The organism is Streptomyces sp. A18, from assembly GCF_059026065.1.
Genome location: NZ_JBWLKL010000038.1, coordinates 50,352 through 70,127 on the forward strand (window position 1 = coordinate 50,352; position 19,776 = coordinate 70,127).

Genomic DNA, 19,776 nt, shown 5'->3' on the forward strand with positions numbered 1-19,776 from the left:
TGGTTCGGGGTCGGGTGCGGGTTATGGCTCGGAGGCGGGTGCGGGCCGTGGATCGGGTTCGGGTGCAGGCCATGGCTCGCGTATGGGCGCGGGCCGTGACTGGGCCGAACTGCTGCGGGTCTCCGCCCTGTTCACCGTCCCCGGCGACGCCCTCGCCGGCGCGGCGGCGACGGGGCTGCGTCCCAACCGCCGCACTCTCCTCGCCATCGCCGCCTCTCTCTCCCTCTACGAAGCGGGCATGGCCCTCAACGACTGGGCGGACCGGGCGGAGGACGCGATCGAACGCCCTCACCGACCGTTGCCGTCCGGCCGCATCGCCCCGTCCGCCGCACTGGGCGCGGCCGCGGCACTGACGGCGGGAGGCCTTGCCTTGGCCGCCGCCGCGGGCCGACCCGCGCTGACGGTGGCGGGCGGCTTGGCGGCCACGGTATGGGCGTACGACCTGGGCCTGAAGCACACTCCCGCGGGCCCGGCGGCCATGGCCACGGCCCGCGCCCTCGACTTGCTCCTGGGGGCGGCGGCCACGGCACGGAACCAACCGCCGGGCGGCTTTCCCCGCCCCCGCGCCGCCCCTTCCAGAGAGCCCGCCGACCCCGGCCTCCGGGCGGCTGTGCCCACCGCCCTAGTCCTGGGCGCCCACACTCTCGCGGTGACCGCGGTCTCGCGCCGCGAGGCTCAGGGCGGCTCCGTGGCGGCACCACTCGGCGCGCTCGCCGCCACAGCCGCGCTGGCGCAGGTGCTGGCCCGGGGTGGCCCCGGCACGAGGGTCGGCACAGCCACTGGTACAGGCACCGGGGGCGGGGTCGGCGCCCTTCAACTCCCGGTAGGCCGCCGTGTAGCAGCCACCTGCGGCCTACCGGGCTCCACCTCAGGGCGACCGGAGCCCGGAGCGCGGCGCACCGTCAGCGTCCGCGGCGCGGTACAGGCCGCGCTCGCCGCCACTTACGCCGCCACCGCCGCCCGTCCCCTCTTCCACGCCGCGCTCAACCCGTCACCCCAGCTCACCCAGCGGGCCGTGGGCGGCGGCATCCGGGCCATGATCCCGCTCCAGGCCGCGCTCTCCGCCCGCACGGGCGCCCTGGGCTCCGCCCTGCTGACCGCCGCTCTGGCGCCTGCGGCCCGCAAGTTCGGCCGGAAGGTGAGCGTCACATGACCGGGACGACCGGGTGGACGGGTGAGACCGGGGCGACCGAGGCCACCGGGACGAGGGGGGTGACCGAGGCGACCGGGGCGACGAAGCGGGGGGCAGCACGGAGCACGAGCGGCGCCGCCGAAGGGGCGCATGCCCCGCACCCCTTCCGCTTCGGGTACGGCACCAACGGCCTGACCGACCTGCGCCTCGACGACGCCCTCGGCCTGCTCGCCGACCTCGGCTACGCGGGCGTCGGACTCACCCTCGACCACATGCACCTCGACCCGCTCGCCCCCGACCTCGCCGCCCGCACCCGCCACGTGGCCCGCACCCTGGAGCGGCTCGGTCTGACGGTGACGATCGAGACCGGCGCCCGCTACGTGCTAGACCCGCGCCGCAAGCACGGCCCCTCGCTCCTGGACCCCGACGCGGACGCGCGCGCCGCCCGCGTCCGCCTGCTGATCCGTGCCGTCCAGGTCGCCGCCGACCTAGGCGCCCACGCCGTGCACTGCTTCAGCGGCATCACCCCCGAAGGCACCCCCGACGACACCGCCTGGCAGCGACTCACCGAAGCCATCGGCCCCGTACTGGACGCCGCCTCCGGCGCGGACGTGCCCCTGGCCATCGAACCCGAACCCGGCCACCTCCTTTCCACCCTCGCCGACTTCCACCGGCTCCGTCACGCACTGGGCGACCCCCGGCTCCTGGGCCTCACCCTCGACATCGGCCACTGCCAGTGCCTCGAACCGCAGTCCCCCGCCGACTGCGTGCGCGCAGCCGGCCCCTGGCTGCGGCACGTCCAGATCGAGGACATGCGCCGCGGCGTCCACGAGCACCTCCCGTTCGGGGACGGAGAGATCGACTTCCCGCCCGTCCTCGAAGCCCTGGCCTCCACCGGCTACCAAGGCCTCACCGTCGTAGAACTGCCACGCCACTCCCACGCGGGTCCCCAACTCGCCTCCCACTCCATCGAGTTCCTGCACAAGGCGGCCACGGAAGCGGTCCGCCCCGCCCCGGCCGCCACCCCAGTCAGAGGAGGAACCCCGTGACCGAAGCCCCCGTCATCGACGACCTCCGCACCCGTCTCGAAGCCGACCTGGACGGGGCCGCCCGCGCCTGGCTCGACCAGGCCACGGCGGAGGCCGCCGCCCACCGCGGACGACCGGAGCAGAAGCAGCCCCCCGTCTGGGAGCTGCGCTTCGCCGAAGCCGGGCGACGTTGCGGCCAGGACCACGCCGACGCCGCCCGCGTACTGCTCCTGCACGCGGCCGAAGCGGACCCGGCCACCCTTACCCGCGTCTACGAACAAGGCACCGCGGCCGAGCGCCGCGCCGTCCTGCACGCCCTGCCGCACCTGGTCCAGGGCCCGGAGGCGTTGCCCCTGGTCGAGGACGCCCTGCGCACCAACGACACCCGGCTCGTCGCCGCCGCCGTCGGCCCGTACGCCGCCCGGCATCTCGCCCCGCACGACTGGCGCCACGCGGTTCTCAAGTGCCTGTTCACCGGCGTCCCCGTGGATGCCGTCGCCGGACTCGACCGCCGCGCCCGCGCCGATGCCGAACTGGCCCGCATGCTCGGCGACTACGCCGGCGAACGCACGGCCGCCGGTCGCACCGTCCCCGGCGACCTGCACCGCGTCCTGGCCCTGACCGCCCCTACAGCCCCCGCGGCCGCAGAGGCGCCACCGTCCCCCGTGACCCCTTCCACCGGCGAGGAGCAGGAGTCCTGATGCGCATCTTCGACCCCCATATCCACATGACGTCCCGCACCACCGACGACTACCAGGCCATGTACGCCGCAGGCGTCCGAGCCGTCGTCGAGCCCGCGTTCTGGCTGGGCCAGCCCCGCACCTCACCCGCCTCCTTCTTCGACTACTTCGACTCGCTCCTCGGCTGGGAGCCCTTCCGCGCGGCCCAGTACGGCATCGCGCACCACTGCACCATCGCCCTCAACCCCAAAGAGGCGAACGACCCCCGCTGCACCCCCGTCCTGGACGACCTGCCCCGGTATCTGGTCAAGGACAACGTCGTCGCCGTCGGTGAGATCGGCTACGACTCCATGACCCCCGCCGAGGACGCCGCGCTCACCGCCCAGCTCCAGCTTGCCGCCGACCACGAGCTGCCCGCGCTCGTCCACACCCCGCACCGCGACAAGCTCGCCGGTCTGCGCCGCACCATCGACGTCGTCCGGGAATCCGCCCTGCCCCTGGAGCGGGTCCTCATCGACCATCTCAACGAGACCACGGTCAAGGAGGCCAAGGACAGCGGCTGCTGGCTCGGCTTCTCCGTCTATCCCGACACCAAGATGGACGAGGACCGGATGGTGACCATCCTGCGCGACCACGGGCCCGAGCGGGTCCTGGTCAACTCGGCCGCAGACTGGGGCAAGAGCGACCCGCTCAAGACCCGCAAGGTCGCCGACGCCATGCTCGCCTCCGGGTTCAGCGAGGACGACGTCGACCTGGTGCTCTGGCGCAACCCGGTCGCCTTCTACGGACTCAGCGGCCGCCTCGCGCTCGACGTCACGGACACCGAAGGCACCCACGAGGGCAACTCCATCCTCCGCGGCGGGGAGTGAGACATGCGCTTCCGGCACCCCGACGGCAGCGTCGTCCACCTCGCGTACTGCACCAACGTCCACCCGGCCGAGACCCTCGACGGCGTCCTCGCGCAACTGCGCGACCACTGTGAACCCGTGCGCAAACGGCTCGGCAGGGACCGCCTGGGCATCGGCCTGTGGCTCGCCAAGGACGCCGCGCACGCCCTGGTCACCGACCCCGCCGCGCTGCGCGGGTTGCGCACCGAACTCGACCGCCGCGGCCTCGAAGTCGTCACCCTCAACGGATTCCCGTATGAAGGGTTCGGCGCCGAAGAGGTCAAATACCGCGTCTACAAGCCGGACTGGACCGACCCCGAGCGGCTCTCCCACACGACCGACCTGGCCCGGCTGCTCGCCGCACTCCTTCCGGACGACGTCACCGAAGGCACCATCTCCACCCTTCCTCTCGCCTGGCGCACCCCCTTCGACGCCACCCGCGCGGAGGCCGCCCGCTCGGCCCTCACCGTGCTCGCCCAGCGTCTGGACGCACTCGCGGATCTGACCGGCAAGTCCATCCGCATCGGCCTCGAACCGGAGCCGGGCTGCACTGTGGAGACCACGGGCGACGCGATCGCCCCCCTCACCGCGATCGGTCACGACCGCATCGGTGTCTGCGTCGACACCTGTCACCTCGCCACCTCCTTCGAGGACCCGCGGACCGCGCTCGACGCGCTCGCCGCCGCGGGCATCCCCGTCGTCAAGTCCCAGCTCTCCGCCGCCCTGCACGCCGAACACCCCCACCTCCCCGGAGTCCGCGAGGCCCTCGCCGCCTTCGACGAGCCCCGCTTCCTGCACCAGACCCGCACCCGCACCGCGGACGGACTGCGCGGCACCGACGACCTCGGCGAATCCCTCGCCGGCGACGCCCTGCCCGAGACCGCACCCTGGCGCGCCCACTTCCACGTCCCCCTGCACGCGGCTCCCGCGCCGCCCCTCACCTCCACGCTTCCCGTACTCAAGGAAACCCTCGCCCAGCTGGTCGGCGGGCCCGCGCCCCGCACCCGTCACCTCGAGGTCGAGACCTACACCTGGCAGGCGCTGCCGCCCGAACTGCGACCCCGCTCCCGCCCCCAGCTCGCCGACGGCATCGCCGCCGAGCTCACCCTCGCCCGCGATCTCCTGACGGACCTCGGCCTGAAGGAACTGCCATGAGCCCCACACCCCTCCTCGTCCTGGACGTCGTCGGCCTCACCCCCCGTCTCCTCGACCACATGCCGCGCCTCAAGGCCCTGGCCCAGTCCGGCTCCCAGGCCCCGCTCGGCACGGTCCTGCCCGCCGTCACCTGCGCCGCCCAGACCACCTTCCTCACCGGCACCACCCCCGCCGAACACGGCATCGTCGGCAACGGCTGGTACTTCCGTGAGCTCGGTGACGTACTCCTGTGGCGCCAGCACAACGGGCTCGTCGCCGGCGACAAACTGTGGGACGCAGCGCGTCGCGCTCACCCCGGCTACACCGTCGCCAACATCTGCTGGTGGTACGCCATGGGCGCCGACACCGACATCACCATCACCCCCCGCCCCGTCTACTACGCCGACGGCCGCAAGGAACCCGACTGCTACACCCGGCCCCCGGCCCTGCACGACGAACTCACCGAGAAACTCGGCACGTTCCCCCTCTTCCACTTCTGGGGCCCCGGCGCCGATATCGTCTCCAGCCGCTGGATCGTGAACGCCACGCGCCACATCATCAGCACCCGCCACCCCGACCTGGCCCTCTGCTACCTCCCTCACCTCGACTACGACCTGCAGCGCTTCGGCCCCGACGACCCGCGCTCCCACCAGGCGGCCGCCGAACTCGACGCGACCATCGCCCCCCTCCTCGACGAGGCGAAGGCCGAGGGCCGCACCGTCGTCGCCCTGTCCGAGTACGGCATCACCCGCGTGGATCGCCCCGTCGACATCAACCGCGCCCTGCGCCGCGCGGGACTGCTCGAAGTGCACACCCAGGACGGCATGGAGTACCTCGACCCCATGACCTCCCGCGCCTTCGCCGTCGCGGACCACCAGGTCGCCCACATCTACGTGCGCAGGCCCGAGGACCTGGAAGTCACCCGCCAGGCACTCGCCGACCTGCCCGGCATCGAGCAACTCCTGGACGACGAAGGCAAGAAGGCCCACCATCTGGACCACCCGCGCTCCGGCGAACTCGTCGCCGTAGCGGAGCCGGACGCCTGGTTCACGTACTACTACTGGCTTGACGACGACCGCGCGCCCGACTTCGCGCAGCTCGTCGAGATCCACCGCAAACCCGGCTACGACCCCGTCGAGCTCTTCATGGACCCGCTCGATCCGTACGTGAAGGTCAAGGCGGCGAAGGCCCTGGCCCGCAAGAAGCTCGGCATGCGCTACCGCATGGCGGTCGTGCCCCTTGACCCGTCACCTATTCGAGGCAGCCACGGTCGCCTCCCCACGAGCGACGACGAAGGTCCGCTCGTCATCAGCTCCACCCCCCATGCGCTTCCCGACCGGATCGCGGCCACCGCCGTGAAATCTCTTCTCCTGGACCTGGCCGGCCTGGGCTGAGGCACACCTCGCCCCAGCACCCCTCCAGCCAGGAGCAGTTACTAAGAGTGAAACATGCGTCACTGACAACGCGCCAGTGGCGTCCGCCCGCACGTCGAAGAGCTCAAGAGAGGTACCCGTGACCGACTTCCACGAGACTCCCGCAGCCGACGAGGCCCTCAGACAGCGTCTCGGCATCGGCCGACGCCGCTTCCTCAGCACCTGCACCGCCGTCGGCGCGGGCGCGATCGCCGCGCCCGTGTTCGGCGCGGCACCGTCCTTCGCCCAGTCGGAGGGCCACGGCCACGACCACGGTCACGGCGGACACGGCCGTGAACTGGTGCCCGCGAAGAAGCGCGGCCTCATCCTCTACACGGTGCGTGACGCCACCGGCCGCGACCCGCTCGCCTCCACCCTGCCCTCCGGCTTCCGCGAGGTGTTCAAGGAGCTGGCCCGCTACGGCTACAAGCAGGTCGAGTTCGCGGGCTACGGCCAGCACGCCAACGCTCCAGGCGGCGCCAGCCTGGAGTCCGTCGAGGGCGCCAAGCTGCTGCGCTCCTGGCTCGACGACTACGGCCTGCGCGCCCAGGGCAACCACGGCTTCATACCGGGGTCATGGCCGCTGACGCAGCCCGACCTCGACACGTTCAAGAAGCACCTGGAGATCGCCAACATCCTCGGCATGGACCACATGGGCACCGGCGGCGACCCCACCAACAGCTCGTACAAGGCCGATTGGGATGTCGCGGCCGACAAGTGGAACGCCATGGGCGCCATCGCGCGCAAGGCCGGCATCAAGCTCTACACCCACAACCACGACGCGGCGTACGGCTTCCTGCTCGACGGCGGCCCGCTGGACGCGCAGGGCCGCCCGACCCGCAGCTCCGGCATCCGGAGGCTGGAGTACTTCCTCAAGGCCACCGACCCGAGGTCGGTCTGGCTGGAGATGGACATCTACTGGGCGCACGTCGCGCAGTACAAGTTCCACACGTACACCGCGCACGACGGCTCCCAGCGCAAGAAGGTCTTCGACCCGGCGGCGCTCGTCAGCCGCAACAACAAGCGCTACCCGCTGTTCCACGCCAAGGACGGCACCCGCAACGACACCAGCGGCGAGGGCTACGACATGGTGGCGTTCGGCGAGGGCGTCATCGACTACCGCACCTTCTTCAGCCGTGTCGGCGAGAAGTACTACCACAACCCCATGGTCGAGCAGGACAACGCGCCGAGCGGCACCGACCTCGGCCAGTCCCTGAAGCTCGCGAAGATCGGTTACGACAACCTGGCGGCTCTCCGCAAGAAGCGCTGATACGCCCGCACACACAGCTCTCGCCGCGCGGAAGCCGCGCGGCGAGAGCTGTGTGACGCAACGGGGATCAGGCGGTCAGGCCGTCTCCTCACCGAGGGGTTGCGGATTGGGTTTGATGCCCTTGTCCTTGGGCCTTCCGGGTTGGGAGAGGAAGAGCGCGATGAATCCGGCGAACAGGGAAATGGAGCCGGCCAGCGTGAAGGCCCCGGCGTGACCCCAGTTGCTCACCACGACGGCGCCCATGCCGGAGCCCAGTAGCCCGGATACCAGCTTGGAGCTGTAGACCAGGCCGTAGTTGGACGCGTTGTTGTTCTCGCCGAAGTAGTCCGCCGTCATCGCGGCGAACATCGGGAAGATGGCACCGCCGCCGAATCCGGAGATGCTGGAGAAGACCAGGAACAGCGGGAGGTTCTTGATGTCCGCGGACCACAGGATGCCGTACTGCGAGAGGCCCAGGACGATACAGACGAATATCAGGCAGCGTTTGCGTCCGTAGAGGTCCGAGAGCCAGCCGATGACACCTCGGCCCGTGCCGTTCACGATGGCCTTCAAGGACATGGCGGTGGCGACGATTCCGCCGGCGAATCCGGCTTCCTTGCCGATGTCCACCTGGAACGCGATACCGAAGATGTTCACGCCGGACGTGCACAGCAGGCAGAACCACATCAGCGCGACCCGACCGGTCTGCCACGCCTCCTTGGGCGTGTACTGCCGCACGGCGGGCGGGTTCATCGCCAGCGCGCGCCTGGCCCGCGGGTCGTCCGGCGGCCGCAGCGGGTCCACGTCGGCCGGCCACCAGTTCTTCGGCGGGTCCTGGAAGAAGTAACCGGCCACGGCGACCATCGCCGCCAGGAAAAGGCCGACGGTCACGAGCACCCAGCGGAAGTTCGTCAGGTCCATGAAGCCGGTGAAGATGAACACGAACGGCACGGAGCCGTAGGCGAATCCGCCGTTGACGAATCCGGTCTTTCCTCCCTTTCGTTCGGGATACCATTTGCCGACCATGTTCACGCAGGTCGCGTACACCATTCCGGCGCCCATACCGCTGAACATGCCGAAGCCGATATAGGCGACGACGACATGCGGCGCGAACGCCAGTGACACATAGCCAAGGAGCGTTCCGACGGCGCCGCACATCATCGCCCAGCGCGCCGGAAGCCTTCCGCTCTCACGCAGCTTGCCCGCCGGGAAGGCCACCGCGGCCTGGAAGAAGACCCAGACGCCCAGCATCCAGAAGATATGGGTGTCGCCCCAGGAATGCGCGGTGTGCAGGGTGTCCTCGGCCGACGCGAACGCGTACTCGGCCGAGCTGATGCCCATCATGCCGATCCACGGCAGGATGACCATCCACTTGCGCTTGCGGCCCATGATGTCGACATCGGTCTCGCCGATGCGGTACATCCGGCCGTTGGCGTCCGTCACCTCCCTGTATGGGACGGCTGTTGGTATGTCGGTAGTCGTCATGTTGATTCAGCACCCCTTGCGTCGAAAAGATCCTGGCCAGCGCCCCCTGTCCAATTCCTTTCGTGTGCGCACGGGTCCCGGGTCCTGCCGACGCGCACCGCCGGCAGGACCCAACACCGGTCACGTCATCGACCGCCCCCCAACAGACCGGCCGCTCGGGCCCACCGGTACTTCGCGCCGAGCGCGGCCACCGGCTTCTCCGTCGTGTACGGATAGGCCACGACGCCCCGCTCGAAGAGGTACTGGCAGGCCTCCTCCACCTCGACATCGCCCGCCAGGGATGCCACGACGGGCTTCTCGATGCCGCGCTCACGGAACTCCGCGACCACACGGGCCGTCAGCTCGGCGAAGACCATGGGAGGGGTGACGATGGTGTGCCAGTAGCCCAGGACGAGCGCGTGGATGCGCGGGTCCTCCAGGCCGAGCCTGATCGTCGCCTCGTACGTCGACGGGGGCTCGCCCCCGGTGATGTCGACGGGGTTTCCCGCCGCCCCGAAGGGCGGAATGAACGTCCGGAAGGACGCGTCCAGGTCGTCGGGGATCTCCATGAGCCGCAGCCCGTTGTCGGTCACCGCGTCGGAGAGCAGTACGCCCGAGCCGCCCGCACCCGTGATGATCACGATGTTGTCGCCCTGCGGGGTGGGGAGCACCGGCAACGCGCGCGCGTACTCCAGCATCTCGTTGAGCCCCGGCGCCCTGATGACGCCGGCCTGCCTGAGGATGTCGTCGTACACGGCGTCATCGCCCGCCAGAGCGCCCGTGTGTGACCCGGCGGCCTTCGCCCCGGCGGCCGTACGTCCGGCCTTCAGGACCACGACCGGCTTCTTCGGGACGGTCGCCCGCGCGGCCTCCACGAAGGCGCGGCCGTCCTTGAGGTCCTCCAAGTGCATGGCGATGCACTGGGTGTTGGGGTCCTCGCCGAACCAGGTGAGGAGGTCGTCCTCGTCCAGATCGGACTTGTTGCCGAGCCCGACGATCGCCGAGACGCCCGTCTTCGTAGTGCGCGCGAAACCGAGGATGGCCATCCCGATTCCGCCCGACTGACTCGTGAGGGCGACCCCGCCCTTGACGTCGTACGGCGTGCAGAACGTGGCGCACAGGTCCTGCCACGTCGAGTAGTAGCCGTAGATGTTCGGGCCGAGGAGCCGCACTCCGTGCCGCTCGCCGATCTCCACGATCTCGTCCTGGAGGGCCTGTTCACCGGTCTCGGCGAACCCGGAGGGGATCAGGACCGCGTTGGGGATGCCCCTGCGACCCACCTCCTCCAAGGCCGACGCCACGAACTTGGCGGGGATCGCGAAGACCGCCACATCCACCTCACCGGGAACGTCCGTGACACTCTTGTACGCCTTGCGGCCCAAGATGTCATCGGCCTTGGGGTTCACCGGATGGATCTCGCCCGAGAAGCCCCCGTCGATGAGGTTGCGCATCACCGAATTGCCGATCTTGCCCTGCTCGTTGGACGCGCCGATCACGGCGACCGAGCGGGGCTCCATCAGCCGCCGCATCGACGTGAGCATCTGCTCGCGCGTGTACGTACGACGTTGCTTCGGGGCCCCTTCGGAGAGGATGACGCGGATGTCCGCGGCGATGGCCCCCTCCGGAGTGGCGATCACCGGGTTGAGGTCCACCTCGGCGATCTCCGGGAAGTCGGTGACCAGTCGGGACACCCGGCGTATCTGCTCGGCGAGCGCCCACCGGTCCACCGCGGGCGCACCCCGCACGCCGCGCAGGATCTCGGCGGCGCGGATCGAGTCGAGCATCGACGCCGCCTCGTCGGCGTCCACCGGAGCCAGGCGGAACGTGACGTCCTTGAGGACTTCGACGAGGACACCGCCGAGGCCGAAGGCGACGACCTTCCCGAACGTCGGATCGGTCACCGCCCCGACGATCACTTCCTGGCCGGAGGGCAGCAGCTCCTGCACCTGCACGCCCTCGATGCGTGCTTCTGGCGCGTACGCGCGCGCGTTCCCGACGATCTCGCAGAAGGCGGCCCGTACGTCCGTGGCGCCTTCCACCCCCACCATGACGCCGCCCGCGTCGGTCTTGTGCAGGATGTCGGGGGAGACGATCTTCATGACGACGGGCCCCTCGAAGCGGGCCGCGTGCGCCACCGCCTCGTCCACGTCCGTCGCCAGCTCCTCGCCCGGCACGGCGATCCCGTAGGCGTCCGCGAGGATCTTGCCCTCCGGCGCCGTCAGCGAGGTCCGCCCCTCGGCGCGCACGGTGTCGAGGAGCGCCCGCACCGTCAGTGCGCGGTCTTCGGCCATCAATCAGATCACTCCGTTCGACTTGAGCAGGCGCAGTTCCTCGTCGCCGAGGCCGAGCTCACCGACGAAGACCTCCGCGTTGTGCTCGCCCAGGAGGGGCGAACTGACCACGTCCACGGGGGAGTCCGACAGTTTCAGCGGGGAGCCGACCGTGGTGAAGGAGCCGCGCTGCGGGTGCGCGACCTCGACGACCATCTCGTTCGCGGCCAGCGAGGCGTCCTCGATGATCTCCTTGGTGGAGAGGATCGGGCCGCACGGGATGTTGTGGGCGTTGAGCCGCTCCAGGACCTCCCACTTGGGGAGTGTCGACGACCACTCCTCGATCAGCTGGAACATCTTGCCGAGCTTGGGGAGCCGCGACTCCGGAGAGGCCCACTCGGGGTCCTGCGCGAGCTCGGGACGCCCGATGAGCTCGGTGAGCGGCTGCCAGCCCACGGGCTGCACGATGACGTACACGTAGTCGTTCGGGCCGCCCGGCGCGCACTTGACGGCCCATCCGGGCTGCCCGCCGCCGGACGCGTTCCCGGAGCGCGGCACCTCGTCCCCGAAGTCCTCGTTCGGGTACTCGGCGAGCGGTCCGTGCGCCAGGCGCTGCTGGTCGCGCAGCTTGACCCGGCACAGGTTCAGGACGGCGTGCTGCATGGCCACGTTCACGCGCTGCCCGCGACCGGTGTTCTCCCTCTGGAAGAGGGCGGCCAGAATGCCGGCGACGGCATGGATGCCGGTCCCGGAGTCACCGATCTGCGCGCCCGTGGCGAGCGGCGGTCCGTCCTCGAAGCCCGTGGTCGACATGGAGCCGCCCATGGCCTGTGCCACCACTTCGTAGGCCTTGAAGTTGGTGTAGGGGCCGTCTCCGAAGCCCTTGATCGAGGCGTAGACGATCCGCGGGTTGATCTCCTGGATGCGCTCCCAGGTGAAGCCCATCCGGTCCACGGCACCCGGGCCGAAGTTCTCGACCATCACGTCGGAGCGCCGGATCAGCTCCGTGAGGAGTTCCTTGCCGCGGTCGGTCTTGGTGTTGAGGGTGATGCTCCGCTTGTTGCAGTTGAGCATCGTGAAATAGAGCGAGTCGACGTCCGGGAGGTCACGCAGCTGTTTGCGCGTGATGTCTCCGGAGGGCGCCTCCAGCTTCACCACGTCCGCGCCGAGCCAGGCGAGCAGCTGGGTGGCGGAGGGCCCGGACTGGACGTGTGTCATGTCGAGGACGCGTACGCCCTCAAGAGCCTTGGTCGTCATCGCACGGGCTCCTCACTTGTACATGGTCTGGTTCATGGTTCCGGGGGCGTACGCGTCCGGATCGACCCACACGTTGATCAGTGAGGGCTTGCCCGACTCGCGGGCCCGCTGGAGTGCGGGGCCGATGTCCGCGGGGTCGCGGACCTCTTCGCCGTAACCGCCGAGCATCTGGGCGAACTTGTCGTAGTGGACGTCCCCGAGGGTGTTGCCGACCCGCTGGCGCTCGTCGCCGTACTTGGCCTTCTGGCCGTAACGGATCTGGTTCATCGAGGAGTTGTTGCCGACGATGCCGACGAACGGCAGGTTGTAGCGGACGAGGGTCTCGAAGTCCCACCCGGTCAGCGAGAAGGCGCCGTCTCCGAAGAGGGCCACCACCTCCTTGTCGGGCCGTGCCTGCTTGGCGGCGAGCACGAAGGGGATCCCGACGCCGAGCGTGCCGAGCGGTCCTGGGTCCATCCAGTGGCCGGGCGACTTGGGCTGCACCACCTGCCCGGAGAAGGTGACGATGTCGCCGCCGTCGCCGATGTAGATCGAGTCTTCGGTAAGGAAGTCGTTGATCTCACTGACGAGGCGGTACGGATGGATCGGCGATGCGTCCGACTTCAGGTTCGGCAGCCGCTTCTCGATCGCCGTCTGTTCGGCGGCGCGCAGCTCGTCGAGCCACTCCTTGCGCTTGGACGCGCCTCCGTTGAGGCGCCCGGACGCGGCCTCGGTGACCGACTTCAGGATCAGCCCCGCGTCACCGACGATGCCCAGGTCGATGTCCCTGTTCTTGCCGACGGTGCGGTAGTCGAGGTCGATCTGTACGACGGTGGCGTCCGGCGAGAGCCGCTTGCCGTAGCCCATGCGGAAGTCGAAGGGCGTGCCCACGATGACGATGAGGTCGGCGTTCGAGAAGGCGTACCGCCGCGAGAGCTGGAAGTGGTGCGGGTCCCCGGGCGGCAGGGTGCCGCGGCCCGCGCCGTTCATGTAGGCGGGCACGTTCAGGGTCCGTACGAGCTCGATGGCGGACTCGGTGCCGCGCGTCGTCCACACCTGGCTGCCGAGCAGGATCGCGGGCTTCTCGGCGTGCACGAGCAGGTCGGCGAGCTTCTCGACGGCCTCAGGGTCACCGGTCGAGCGGGTGGACGCCCGGTACTGCCCGGCCTGCGGCACCCGGGCCTTCTCGACCGGCACCTTGGCGTCGAGTACGTCGCGCGGGATCTCCAGGAAGGACGGGCCGGGAGCGCCGTGGTAGCACTCGCGGAACGCCATCGAGACCATGTCCGCCGCGCGCGCCGTGTCCGGCACGGTCGCGGCGAACTTGGTGATGGGCGTCATCATGTCGACGTGCGGAAGGTCCTGGAGTGAGCCCATCTTGTGCTGGGTGTGCGCTCCCTGGCCGCCGATCAGCAGCATGGGGGACTCCGCGCGGAAGGCGTTCGCGACGCCCGTGACGGCGTCCGTGGTTCCGGGTCCTGCCGTCACCACGGCGCATCCCGGCTTGCCGGTCAGGCGCGCGTAGCCGTCGGCCGCGTGGGCGGCGACCTGCTCGTGGCGTACGTCGACGACATCGATCCCCTCGTCGACGCAGCCGTCGTAGATGTCGATGATGTGGCCGCCGCACAAGGTGTAGATGACCTCCACACCCTCTGCTTTGAGTGCCTTGGCGACCAGATGCCCACCGGAGATGTGGGTCTGGTTCGTGTCGCTGCTGCCGTCGGGCATGGCGAAGTCCTGTCCCTTCGTAGGGGAGTTGGAGCGCTCACACACGCTCACACGCTGCTCGGAGCTGCTCTCGCGGTAGATTGCATACAGTCGACGAATACTGTATGAAGCTTGTTATCCCGCATCCGGTCATTGGTGTCCAGGGGGCGTGCGGCACTTTTCGGAGGCGGGGGGTTCGCTCCCCGGAACGACAAGGCGTCAGGAGCCGGAATGGACCTGTTCGAGCACCAGGCAAGGGAACTCTTCGAGGAACACGGCATCTCGGTGCCGTCGGCGGAGGTCGCCGACACCGCCAAAGAGGCACGCGCGGGCGCCGAACGCCTGGGCGGCCGTGTCGTGGTCAAGGCACAGGTGAAGACCGGAGGGCGCGGCAAGGCGGGCGGTGTGAAGGTCGCGGCGGACCCGGCAGCCGCCGAGATCACGGCACGCCAGATCCTCGGCATGGACATCAAGGGCCACACCGTGCGCAAGGTGATGGTCGCCCAACCGGTGGAGATCGACGCGGAGTTCTACGTCTCGTACGTACTGGACCGCGCCGCAGGCCGCTTCCTCGCGATCGCGTCGGCCGAGGGCGGTATGGACATCGAGGAGGTGGCGGCGACCAGGCCCGAGGCCGTCGCCCGAGTGGAGATCGACCCGGCGGCCGGAGTGGACGAGGCGAAGGCCGCCGAGATCGCTGCCGCGGCGGGACTCCCCGAGGCCACCGCCGGCGTCCTGGTGAAGCTGTGGCAGGTGCTGACCCGCGAGGACGCGCTCCTCGTCGAGGTGAACCCCCTCGTCCGTACCGCCCAGGGAGAGATCCTCGCCCTCGACGGCAAGGTCACCCTGGACGACAACGCCCGCTTCCGCCAGGCACGCTGGGGAGCCGACGACACCGCGCACGACGACCCCCTGGAGTCGGCCGCCGCCTCCAAGGGCCTCAACTACGTCAAGCTCGACGGCGAGGTCGGCGTCATCGGCAACGGCGCGGGCCTGGTCATGTCCACCCTCGACGTGGTCGCGGGCTGCGGAGCCCGCCCCGCGAACTTCCTCGACATCGGCGGCGGCGCCTCCGCCCAGATCATGGCCGACGGCCTCTCGGTCATCCTCTCCGACCCCGCCGTCAAGTCCGTCTTCGTCAACGTCTTCGGCGGCATCACCGCGTGCGACGCAGTCGCCGACGGCATCGTCCAAGCGCTGGAATCCGTCCAGTTGACCAAGCCGCTCGTCGTCCGACTCGACGGCAACAACGCCGTACGCGGTCGCGCGATCCTCGACGAGCGCTCCCATCCGCTCGTCCAGCAGGCCACCACCATGGACGGCGCCGCACAGCGCGCCGCCGAACTCGCCGGCCACACCAACGCAGCCTAAGGAGCCGGGACATGGCGATCTACCTCACCAAGGAGAGCAAGGTCCTCGTCCAGGGCATGACCGGCGCCGAGGGCATGAAGCACACCCGCCGCATGCTCGCGGCCGGGACGGACGTCGTCGGCGGCGTCAACCCCCGCAAGGCAGGCCGTAGCGTGGACTTCGACGACCGTGCCGTCCCCGTCTTCGGCTCCGTCCGCGACGGCATCGAGGCCACGGGCGCCGACGTCACCGTGGTCTTCGTGCCACCCGCCTTCTCCAGGGCGGCGGTCACCGAGGCCGCCGACGCGGGGATCGGTCTGGCCGTGGTCATCACGGAGGGCATCCCCGTGCACGACTCCGTCGCCTTCCACGCGTACGCCAAGGAGCGCGGCACCCGCGTCATCGGACCCAACTGCCCCGGGCTCATCACCCCGGGCCAGGCCAACGCGGGCATCATCCCCGCCGACATCACCAAACCCGGACGCGTCGGCCTCGTGTCGAAGTCCGGCACACTCACCTACCAACTCATGTACGAGCTGCGCGACATCGGCTTCTCCACCTGCGTCGGCATCGGTGGCGATCCCGTCGTCGGCACCACGCACATCGACTGCCTCGCCGCCTTCGAGGAGGACCCCGACACCGAACTGATCGTCCTCATCGGCGAGATCGGCGGTGACGCCGAGGAACGCGCAGCCGCCTACATCCAACAGAACGTCACCAAGCCCGTCGTCGCCTACATCGCCGGCTTCACCGCCCCCGAAGGCAAGACCATGGGGCACGCGGGAGCCATCGTCTCGGGCTCGACCGGCACCGCACGCGCGAAGCAGGAGGCGCTGGAAGCCGCGGGGGTGCGCGTCGGCGCCACACCGACGGAAACGGCCCGTCTCGTTCTCGACCGACTCGGGGCGTGACGTCACTCATAGGTGACAGGCCCTGACTGCACTAGCGTCCCCCAGCACACACGCGGGCCGTGGACCGAGCGGCCCCGCGTGAGCCATGCACCTCCCGCCCCGACTGTGCACCGTGAGCGGAGAACCCGAATGGCATCCCGAACGACACACCGAACGACATCCCGATCGGCACCCACCCTCGCCGACACCGACCCCCGTGTCCTCAAAGCAGGTACGGCCTGGGCTGACACCTGGCGCCGCTGCCTCGTCGCCGCGCCCGAGGCCTTCCGCGACGACCGCGTCCTGAACCTCTGGAACGGAACCTGGCAGGCGGACGGCAGGGTCCTGCCCGCCACGTCCCCCGTCGACGGCAGCCCCATCGCGGGCCCGCCGCGCCTCGACGCCGCCACCGCCCACCAGGCCGTACGCGCCTCGCTCGACCAGCACCGGGCCTGGCGCCACATCCCGTTGGAGGAGCGGCGTGCCCGCGTCGCCGCCACCCTCGACGCACTCACCGAGCACCGCGAACTGCTCGCCCTCCTCCTCGTCTGGGAGATCGGCAAGCCCTGGCGGCTCGCCCAGGCCGACGTCGACCGGGCCATCGACGGCGTGCGCTGGTACGTCGACGGCGTCGAGCCGATGCTCGACGGCCGGACCCCGCTGGACGGTCCGGTGTCCAACATCGCGAGCTGGAACTACCCGATGAGCGTGCTCGTTCACGCAGTGTTGGTACAGGCACTCGCGGGCAACGCGGTCATCGCCAAGACCCCGACCGATGGCGGCGTCGCCTGTCTGACCCTGGCGTGCGCCCTTGCCGCCCGCGAAGGGATCCCCGTCACCCTCGTGAGCGGCAGCGGCCGAGAGCTGTCCGAAGCGCTGGTCCGCGCACCGGAGATCGGCTGCGTCTCCTTCGTCGGCGGACGTGACACGGGCGCCGCCGTCGCCACGGCCGTCGCCGACCTCGGCAAGCGGCACATCCTCGAACAGGAAGGACTCAACACCTGGGGCATCTGGAACTACAGCGACTGGGACGCGCTCAGCGCCGTCGTCCCCAAGCTCTTCGACTACGGCAAGCAGCGCTGCACGGCGTATCCGCGCTTCGTCGTCCAACGGAGCCTCTTCGACGAGTTCCTCGCCGCCTACCTCCCGGCCGTGCGCACCGTCCGCGTCGGCCACCCCCTGGCGGTCGAGCACGCCGAAGACCCGTTCCCACAACTGGACTTCGGCCCGCTCATCAACGCGGCCAAGGCGAAGGAACTGGGCGACCAGGTGACGGAAGCGATCGACCGCGGGGCCGTGCCGCTCTTTCGCGGCACCCCGGCGGCGGGCCACTTCCTGCCGGGCCAGGACACGGATGCGTACGTCCACCCCGTCACGCTCCTCAACCCGCCCCCGTCCTCTCCGCTGCACCACGCGGAGCCGTTCGGCCCGGTCGACACCATCGTCCTGGTCGACACGGAGGCGGAGCTGCTCGCCGCCATGAACGCGTCGAACGGAGCGCTGGTCGCCACGCTGGCGACCGACGATCCGGCGACGTACGAACGTCTCGCGCCGCAGATCCGTGCGTTCAAGACGGGCCACGGGAAGCCACGTTCGCGCGGTGACCGGGACGAGCTGTTCGGCGGGTTCGGCGCGTCCTGGCGCGGCGCGTTCGTCGGCGGCGAGCTGTTGGTACGGGCCGTCACACACGGCTCGGCGTCGGAGCGGCCGCCGGGGAACTTCCCCGGCTACCACCTCATGGCGTGAGGAGGGGCCGGCCGGGGATCGGGCGCTGGTTCAACCGATGCCCTGCCGGTCCGGCAGCAGCGCGAACGCGCGGTCCGCGGCCTCGGGGACCGCGCGTTCCACCGCCTGGGCGAGCAGCTCGCGGTGGCGCAGGAGCGGCCGCCTGCGGTCCTCGGGCGCGAGCCGCAGCAGGTCGTCGAGGCCGGCCAGCATGCGCCGTGTGACCTGCGGATTGCCGACCGCGCACCCTCGGATCTCGGCGAACCCGAGATCGACCAGGGCCGTCCAGTCCGGCACGGGCTGCACCATCCGCACCGCCCCTCGCCGGTCACGGTGTCGCAGGGCGCCCAGCGGATGTCCGGCCACCGACGCCAGGATCTGGATGATGCGGTCCAGGGCCTGCACGGCGGTGGTCGGATCGTTCACCGCGGGGGAGAGGGCGCGCAGGGCGATGTCGGCGAGCTGGCGAAGCCCGAACCCGAGGTCCTGGTGGAAGGTGCGCTCCACGCTCACGGACACCGTGTACCGCAGGGCGCGCCGTGACGGGGCCGCACCGCCGTGGACGGTGAACACAGGAGTGCCCGGCATGACGAAGTCCCCGATGCGCGGCAGCAGCCGCAGCACCACACCGTGACGTCTGGCCGCCCGCACGACGCGGGCGATGTGCACGTCCCGCAGCACGCCGGCCCGCCCCTGGTGAGTGATCCGGTCGGTCGCCGGGCCGAGGCGTTCGTCGTCCACGGCGCCTTCGGTCGGGTGCTTCACGGCCACCCGGAACGACTCCCGGGCGATCCGGTCGATGACGAAGCTGATCCGCATCATGCGGAGCGTGCCGTTCACGTACGCCACGAAGAGCAGCAGGCTCAGGAACACCATCGCCATCGCCAGGAGCGACTCGACGAGCGGCACGCTCGTCAGCCGCCGCGGATCGGTCTCGCTGTCGAAGGACGTCAGCGTCATCAGCGAGAACAGGAACGTCGCCAGAAAGACGGTGAGCGTGATCTTGGTGATCCGCGACCTGACGTACAGCCGCACCACCCGCGGACTGAACTGCCCACTGGCCATCTGCACCGCCACCAGCGAGATGCTGAAGACGACACCGATGAAGGTCATCATGGCCGAGCCGATGGTGCTGATCACCGCCTTGGCATCCTCGGCGATCCCCATCAGGCTCTCGACGGTGTCGTAGTCCCCGGCGTCCTGAGCCGACGCCACGATCCGGCTGTCCAGCTCCGCCGCGGCGGCCCACAGCACCAGGGCCCCCACAAGCCCGGCGGTCGGCGCGAACCACATGGTGTCCCGCAGATGCTCACGCAACGGAGACAGCAGCCGGGGCCGCCGCACCTTCACGTCACCGAGCGCTCCAGTAATCAGCCCGTCACTCATGGTGAGACTCTAGACGCGGCGGTCCTGGCCGCCGGGCATCCGCCCGCCGACGTACGGATATGCAGGTGAAAGGCACTCCGAAAGCTTGGTATTGTTGTCCATGTCGCCGCGGGGAACACCCCGCGAACGGCAGACACCTGGTCCGGGTGGCGGAATGGCAGACGCGCTAGCTTGAGGTGCTAGTGCCCTTTATCGGGCGTGGGGGTTCAAGTCCCCCCTCGGACAC

The 19,776-nt window shown here is 70.1% G+C and carries 15 protein-coding genes and 1 tRNA gene; 11 read left to right on the forward strand and 5 right to left on the reverse strand.

Annotated features, from left to right (window positions below; all coding sequences use genetic code 11):
- Positions 1-82 precede the first annotated feature (82 nt).
- From AC5P1C_RS35875 to AC5P1C_RS35905, 7 genes are all read left to right on the forward strand, one after another.
- Positions 83-1,153, forward strand: a complete 1,071-nt coding sequence (locus AC5P1C_RS35875) for an SCO3242 family prenyltransferase (RefSeq protein ID WP_493870179.1) — start codon at positions 83-85, stop codon at positions 1,151-1,153.
- On the forward strand, positions 1,150-2,181 hold the full coding sequence (locus AC5P1C_RS35880; protein WP_493870180.1) for a sugar phosphate isomerase/epimerase family protein: 1,032 nt from the start codon (positions 1,150-1,152) through the stop codon (positions 2,179-2,181). The genes AC5P1C_RS35875 and AC5P1C_RS35880 overlap by 4 nt, the downstream gene beginning before the upstream one ends.
- Positions 2,178-2,861, forward strand: a complete 684-nt coding sequence (locus AC5P1C_RS35885; protein WP_493870181.1) for an EboA domain-containing protein — start codon at positions 2,178-2,180, stop codon at positions 2,859-2,861. Before AC5P1C_RS35880 ends, AC5P1C_RS35885 begins: the two co-directional genes overlap by 4 nt.
- On the forward strand, positions 2,861-3,709 hold the full coding sequence (locus AC5P1C_RS35890; RefSeq protein WP_493870182.1) for a TatD family hydrolase: 849 nt from the start codon (positions 2,861-2,863) through the stop codon (positions 3,707-3,709). The genes AC5P1C_RS35885 and AC5P1C_RS35890 overlap by 1 nt, the downstream gene beginning before the upstream one ends.
- A gap of 3 nt (positions 3,710-3,712) precedes the next feature.
- The gene (gene eboE / locus AC5P1C_RS35895) at positions 3,713-4,882 is read left to right on the forward strand and encodes a metabolite traffic protein EboE (RefSeq protein WP_493870183.1); all 1,170 of its coding nucleotides are present in this window, start codon (positions 3,713-3,715) and stop codon (positions 4,880-4,882) included.
- Positions 4,879-6,255, forward strand: a complete 1,377-nt coding sequence (locus AC5P1C_RS35900; protein ID WP_493870184.1) for an alkaline phosphatase family protein — start codon at positions 4,879-4,881, stop codon at positions 6,253-6,255. The genes eboE and AC5P1C_RS35900 overlap by 4 nt, the downstream gene beginning before the upstream one ends.
- 118 nt (positions 6,256-6,373) lie before the next feature.
- Positions 6,374-7,543 (forward strand): sugar phosphate isomerase/epimerase family protein, encoded by a 1,170-nt coding sequence (locus AC5P1C_RS35905; RefSeq protein ID WP_493870185.1) that lies wholly within the window; start codon positions 6,374-6,376, stop codon positions 7,541-7,543.
- A gap of 75 nt (positions 7,544-7,618) precedes the next feature.
- Here AC5P1C_RS35905 and AC5P1C_RS35910 read toward each other — a convergent pair whose 3' ends face one another.
- From AC5P1C_RS35910 to AC5P1C_RS35925, 4 genes are all read right to left on the reverse strand, one after another.
- Positions 7,619-9,007 (reverse strand): OFA family MFS transporter, encoded by a 1,389-nt coding sequence (locus tag AC5P1C_RS35910; RefSeq protein WP_493870186.1) that lies wholly within the window; start codon positions 9,005-9,007, stop codon positions 7,619-7,621.
- Between the two features lie 125 nt (positions 9,008-9,132).
- Positions 9,133-11,277, reverse strand: coding sequence for an acetate--CoA ligase family protein (locus AC5P1C_RS35915; protein ID WP_493870187.1), 2,145 nt, complete (start codon positions 11,275-11,277; stop codon positions 9,133-9,135).
- A 3-nt stretch (positions 11,278-11,280) separates the two neighbouring features.
- The gene (frc, locus tag AC5P1C_RS35920; RefSeq protein WP_493870188.1) at positions 11,281-12,513 is read right to left on the reverse strand and encodes a formyl-CoA transferase; all 1,233 of its coding nucleotides are present in this window, start codon (positions 12,511-12,513) and stop codon (positions 11,281-11,283) included.
- Between the two features lie 12 nt (positions 12,514-12,525).
- A complete protein-coding gene (locus AC5P1C_RS35925) occupies positions 12,526-14,220 on the reverse strand; it encodes a thiamine pyrophosphate-binding protein (RefSeq protein WP_493870189.1) in 1,695 nt (564 codons plus the stop codon).
- A 210-nt stretch (positions 14,221-14,430) separates the two neighbouring features.
- Here AC5P1C_RS35925 and sucC point away from each other — a divergent pair, with 210 nt between their 5' ends.
- The 3 genes from sucC (at position 14,431) to AC5P1C_RS35940 (ending at position 18,185) form a co-directional block, all read left to right on the forward strand.
- Positions 14,431-15,570, forward strand: a complete 1,140-nt coding sequence (sucC, locus tag AC5P1C_RS35930; RefSeq protein ID WP_493870190.1) for an ADP-forming succinate--CoA ligase subunit beta — start codon at positions 14,431-14,433, stop codon at positions 15,568-15,570.
- 11 nt (positions 15,571-15,581) lie between these two features.
- Positions 15,582-16,460 carry a succinate--CoA ligase subunit alpha gene (gene sucD, locus AC5P1C_RS35935; RefSeq protein WP_493870191.1) on the forward strand — a complete coding sequence of 293 codons (879 nt, stop codon included), beginning with the start codon at positions 15,582-15,584 and terminating at the stop codon, positions 16,458-16,460.
- Positions 16,461-16,589: 129 nt separating this feature from the next.
- Complete coding sequence (locus AC5P1C_RS35940) at positions 16,590-18,185, forward strand: aldehyde dehydrogenase family protein (RefSeq protein ID WP_493870192.1); 1,596 nt, start codon at positions 16,590-16,592, stop codon at positions 18,183-18,185.
- A gap of 30 nt (positions 18,186-18,215) precedes the next feature.
- Here AC5P1C_RS35940 and AC5P1C_RS35945 read toward each other — a convergent pair whose 3' ends face one another.
- Positions 18,216-19,550: a DUF2254 domain-containing protein gene (locus AC5P1C_RS35945; protein ID WP_493870193.1), complete on the reverse strand. Its 1,335-nt coding sequence runs from the start codon at positions 19,548-19,550 to the stop codon at positions 18,216-18,218.
- A gap of 140 nt (positions 19,551-19,690) precedes the next feature.
- Between AC5P1C_RS35945 and AC5P1C_RS35950 the strand changes: the two genes are divergently transcribed.
- Positions 19,691-19,775 (forward strand) — tRNA-Leu (locus tag AC5P1C_RS35950).
- Position 19,776: the final 1 nt, after the last annotated feature.

Excerpts from the sequence above, each read along its gene's own strand:
- AC5P1C_RS35915 (WP_493870187.1), bottom strand. The coding sequence starts at position 11,277 with ATGGCCGAAGACCGCGCACTGACGGTGCGGGCGCTCCTCGACACCGTG.
- AC5P1C_RS35925 (WP_493870189.1), bottom strand. The coding sequence starts at position 14,220 with ATGCCCGACGGCAGCAGCGACACGAACCAGACCCACATCTCCGGTGGG.
- sucC (WP_493870190.1), top strand. The coding sequence starts at position 14,431 with ATGGACCTGTTCGAGCACCAGGCAAGGGAACTCTTCGAGGAACACGGC.
- AC5P1C_RS35945 (WP_493870193.1), bottom strand. The coding sequence starts at position 19,550 with ATGAGTGACGGGCTGATTACTGGAGCGCTCGGTGACGTGAAGGTGCGG.
- AC5P1C_RS35890 (WP_493870182.1), top strand. The coding sequence starts at position 2,861 with ATGCGCATCTTCGACCCCCATATCCACATGACGTCCCGCACCACCGAC.
- frc (WP_493870188.1), bottom strand. The coding sequence starts at position 12,513 with ATGACGACCAAGGCTCTTGAGGGCGTACGCGTCCTCGACATGACACAC.
- AC5P1C_RS35880 (WP_493870180.1), top strand. The coding sequence starts at position 1,150 with ATGACCGGGACGACCGGGTGGACGGGTGAGACCGGGGCGACCGAGGCC.
- AC5P1C_RS35940 (WP_493870192.1), top strand. The coding sequence starts at position 16,590 with ATGGCATCCCGAACGACACACCGAACGACATCCCGATCGGCACCCACC.
- AC5P1C_RS35910 (WP_493870186.1), bottom strand. The coding sequence starts at position 9,007 with ATGACGACTACCGACATACCAACAGCCGTCCCATACAGGGAGGTGACG.
- eboE (WP_493870183.1), top strand. The coding sequence starts at position 3,713 with ATGCGCTTCCGGCACCCCGACGGCAGCGTCGTCCACCTCGCGTACTGC.
- sucD (WP_493870191.1), top strand. The coding sequence starts at position 15,582 with ATGGCGATCTACCTCACCAAGGAGAGCAAGGTCCTCGTCCAGGGCATG.
- AC5P1C_RS35875 (WP_493870179.1), top strand. The coding sequence starts at position 83 with ATGGGCGCGGGCCGTGACTGGGCCGAACTGCTGCGGGTCTCCGCCCTG.
- AC5P1C_RS35900 (WP_493870184.1), top strand. The coding sequence starts at position 4,879 with ATGAGCCCCACACCCCTCCTCGTCCTGGACGTCGTCGGCCTCACCCCC.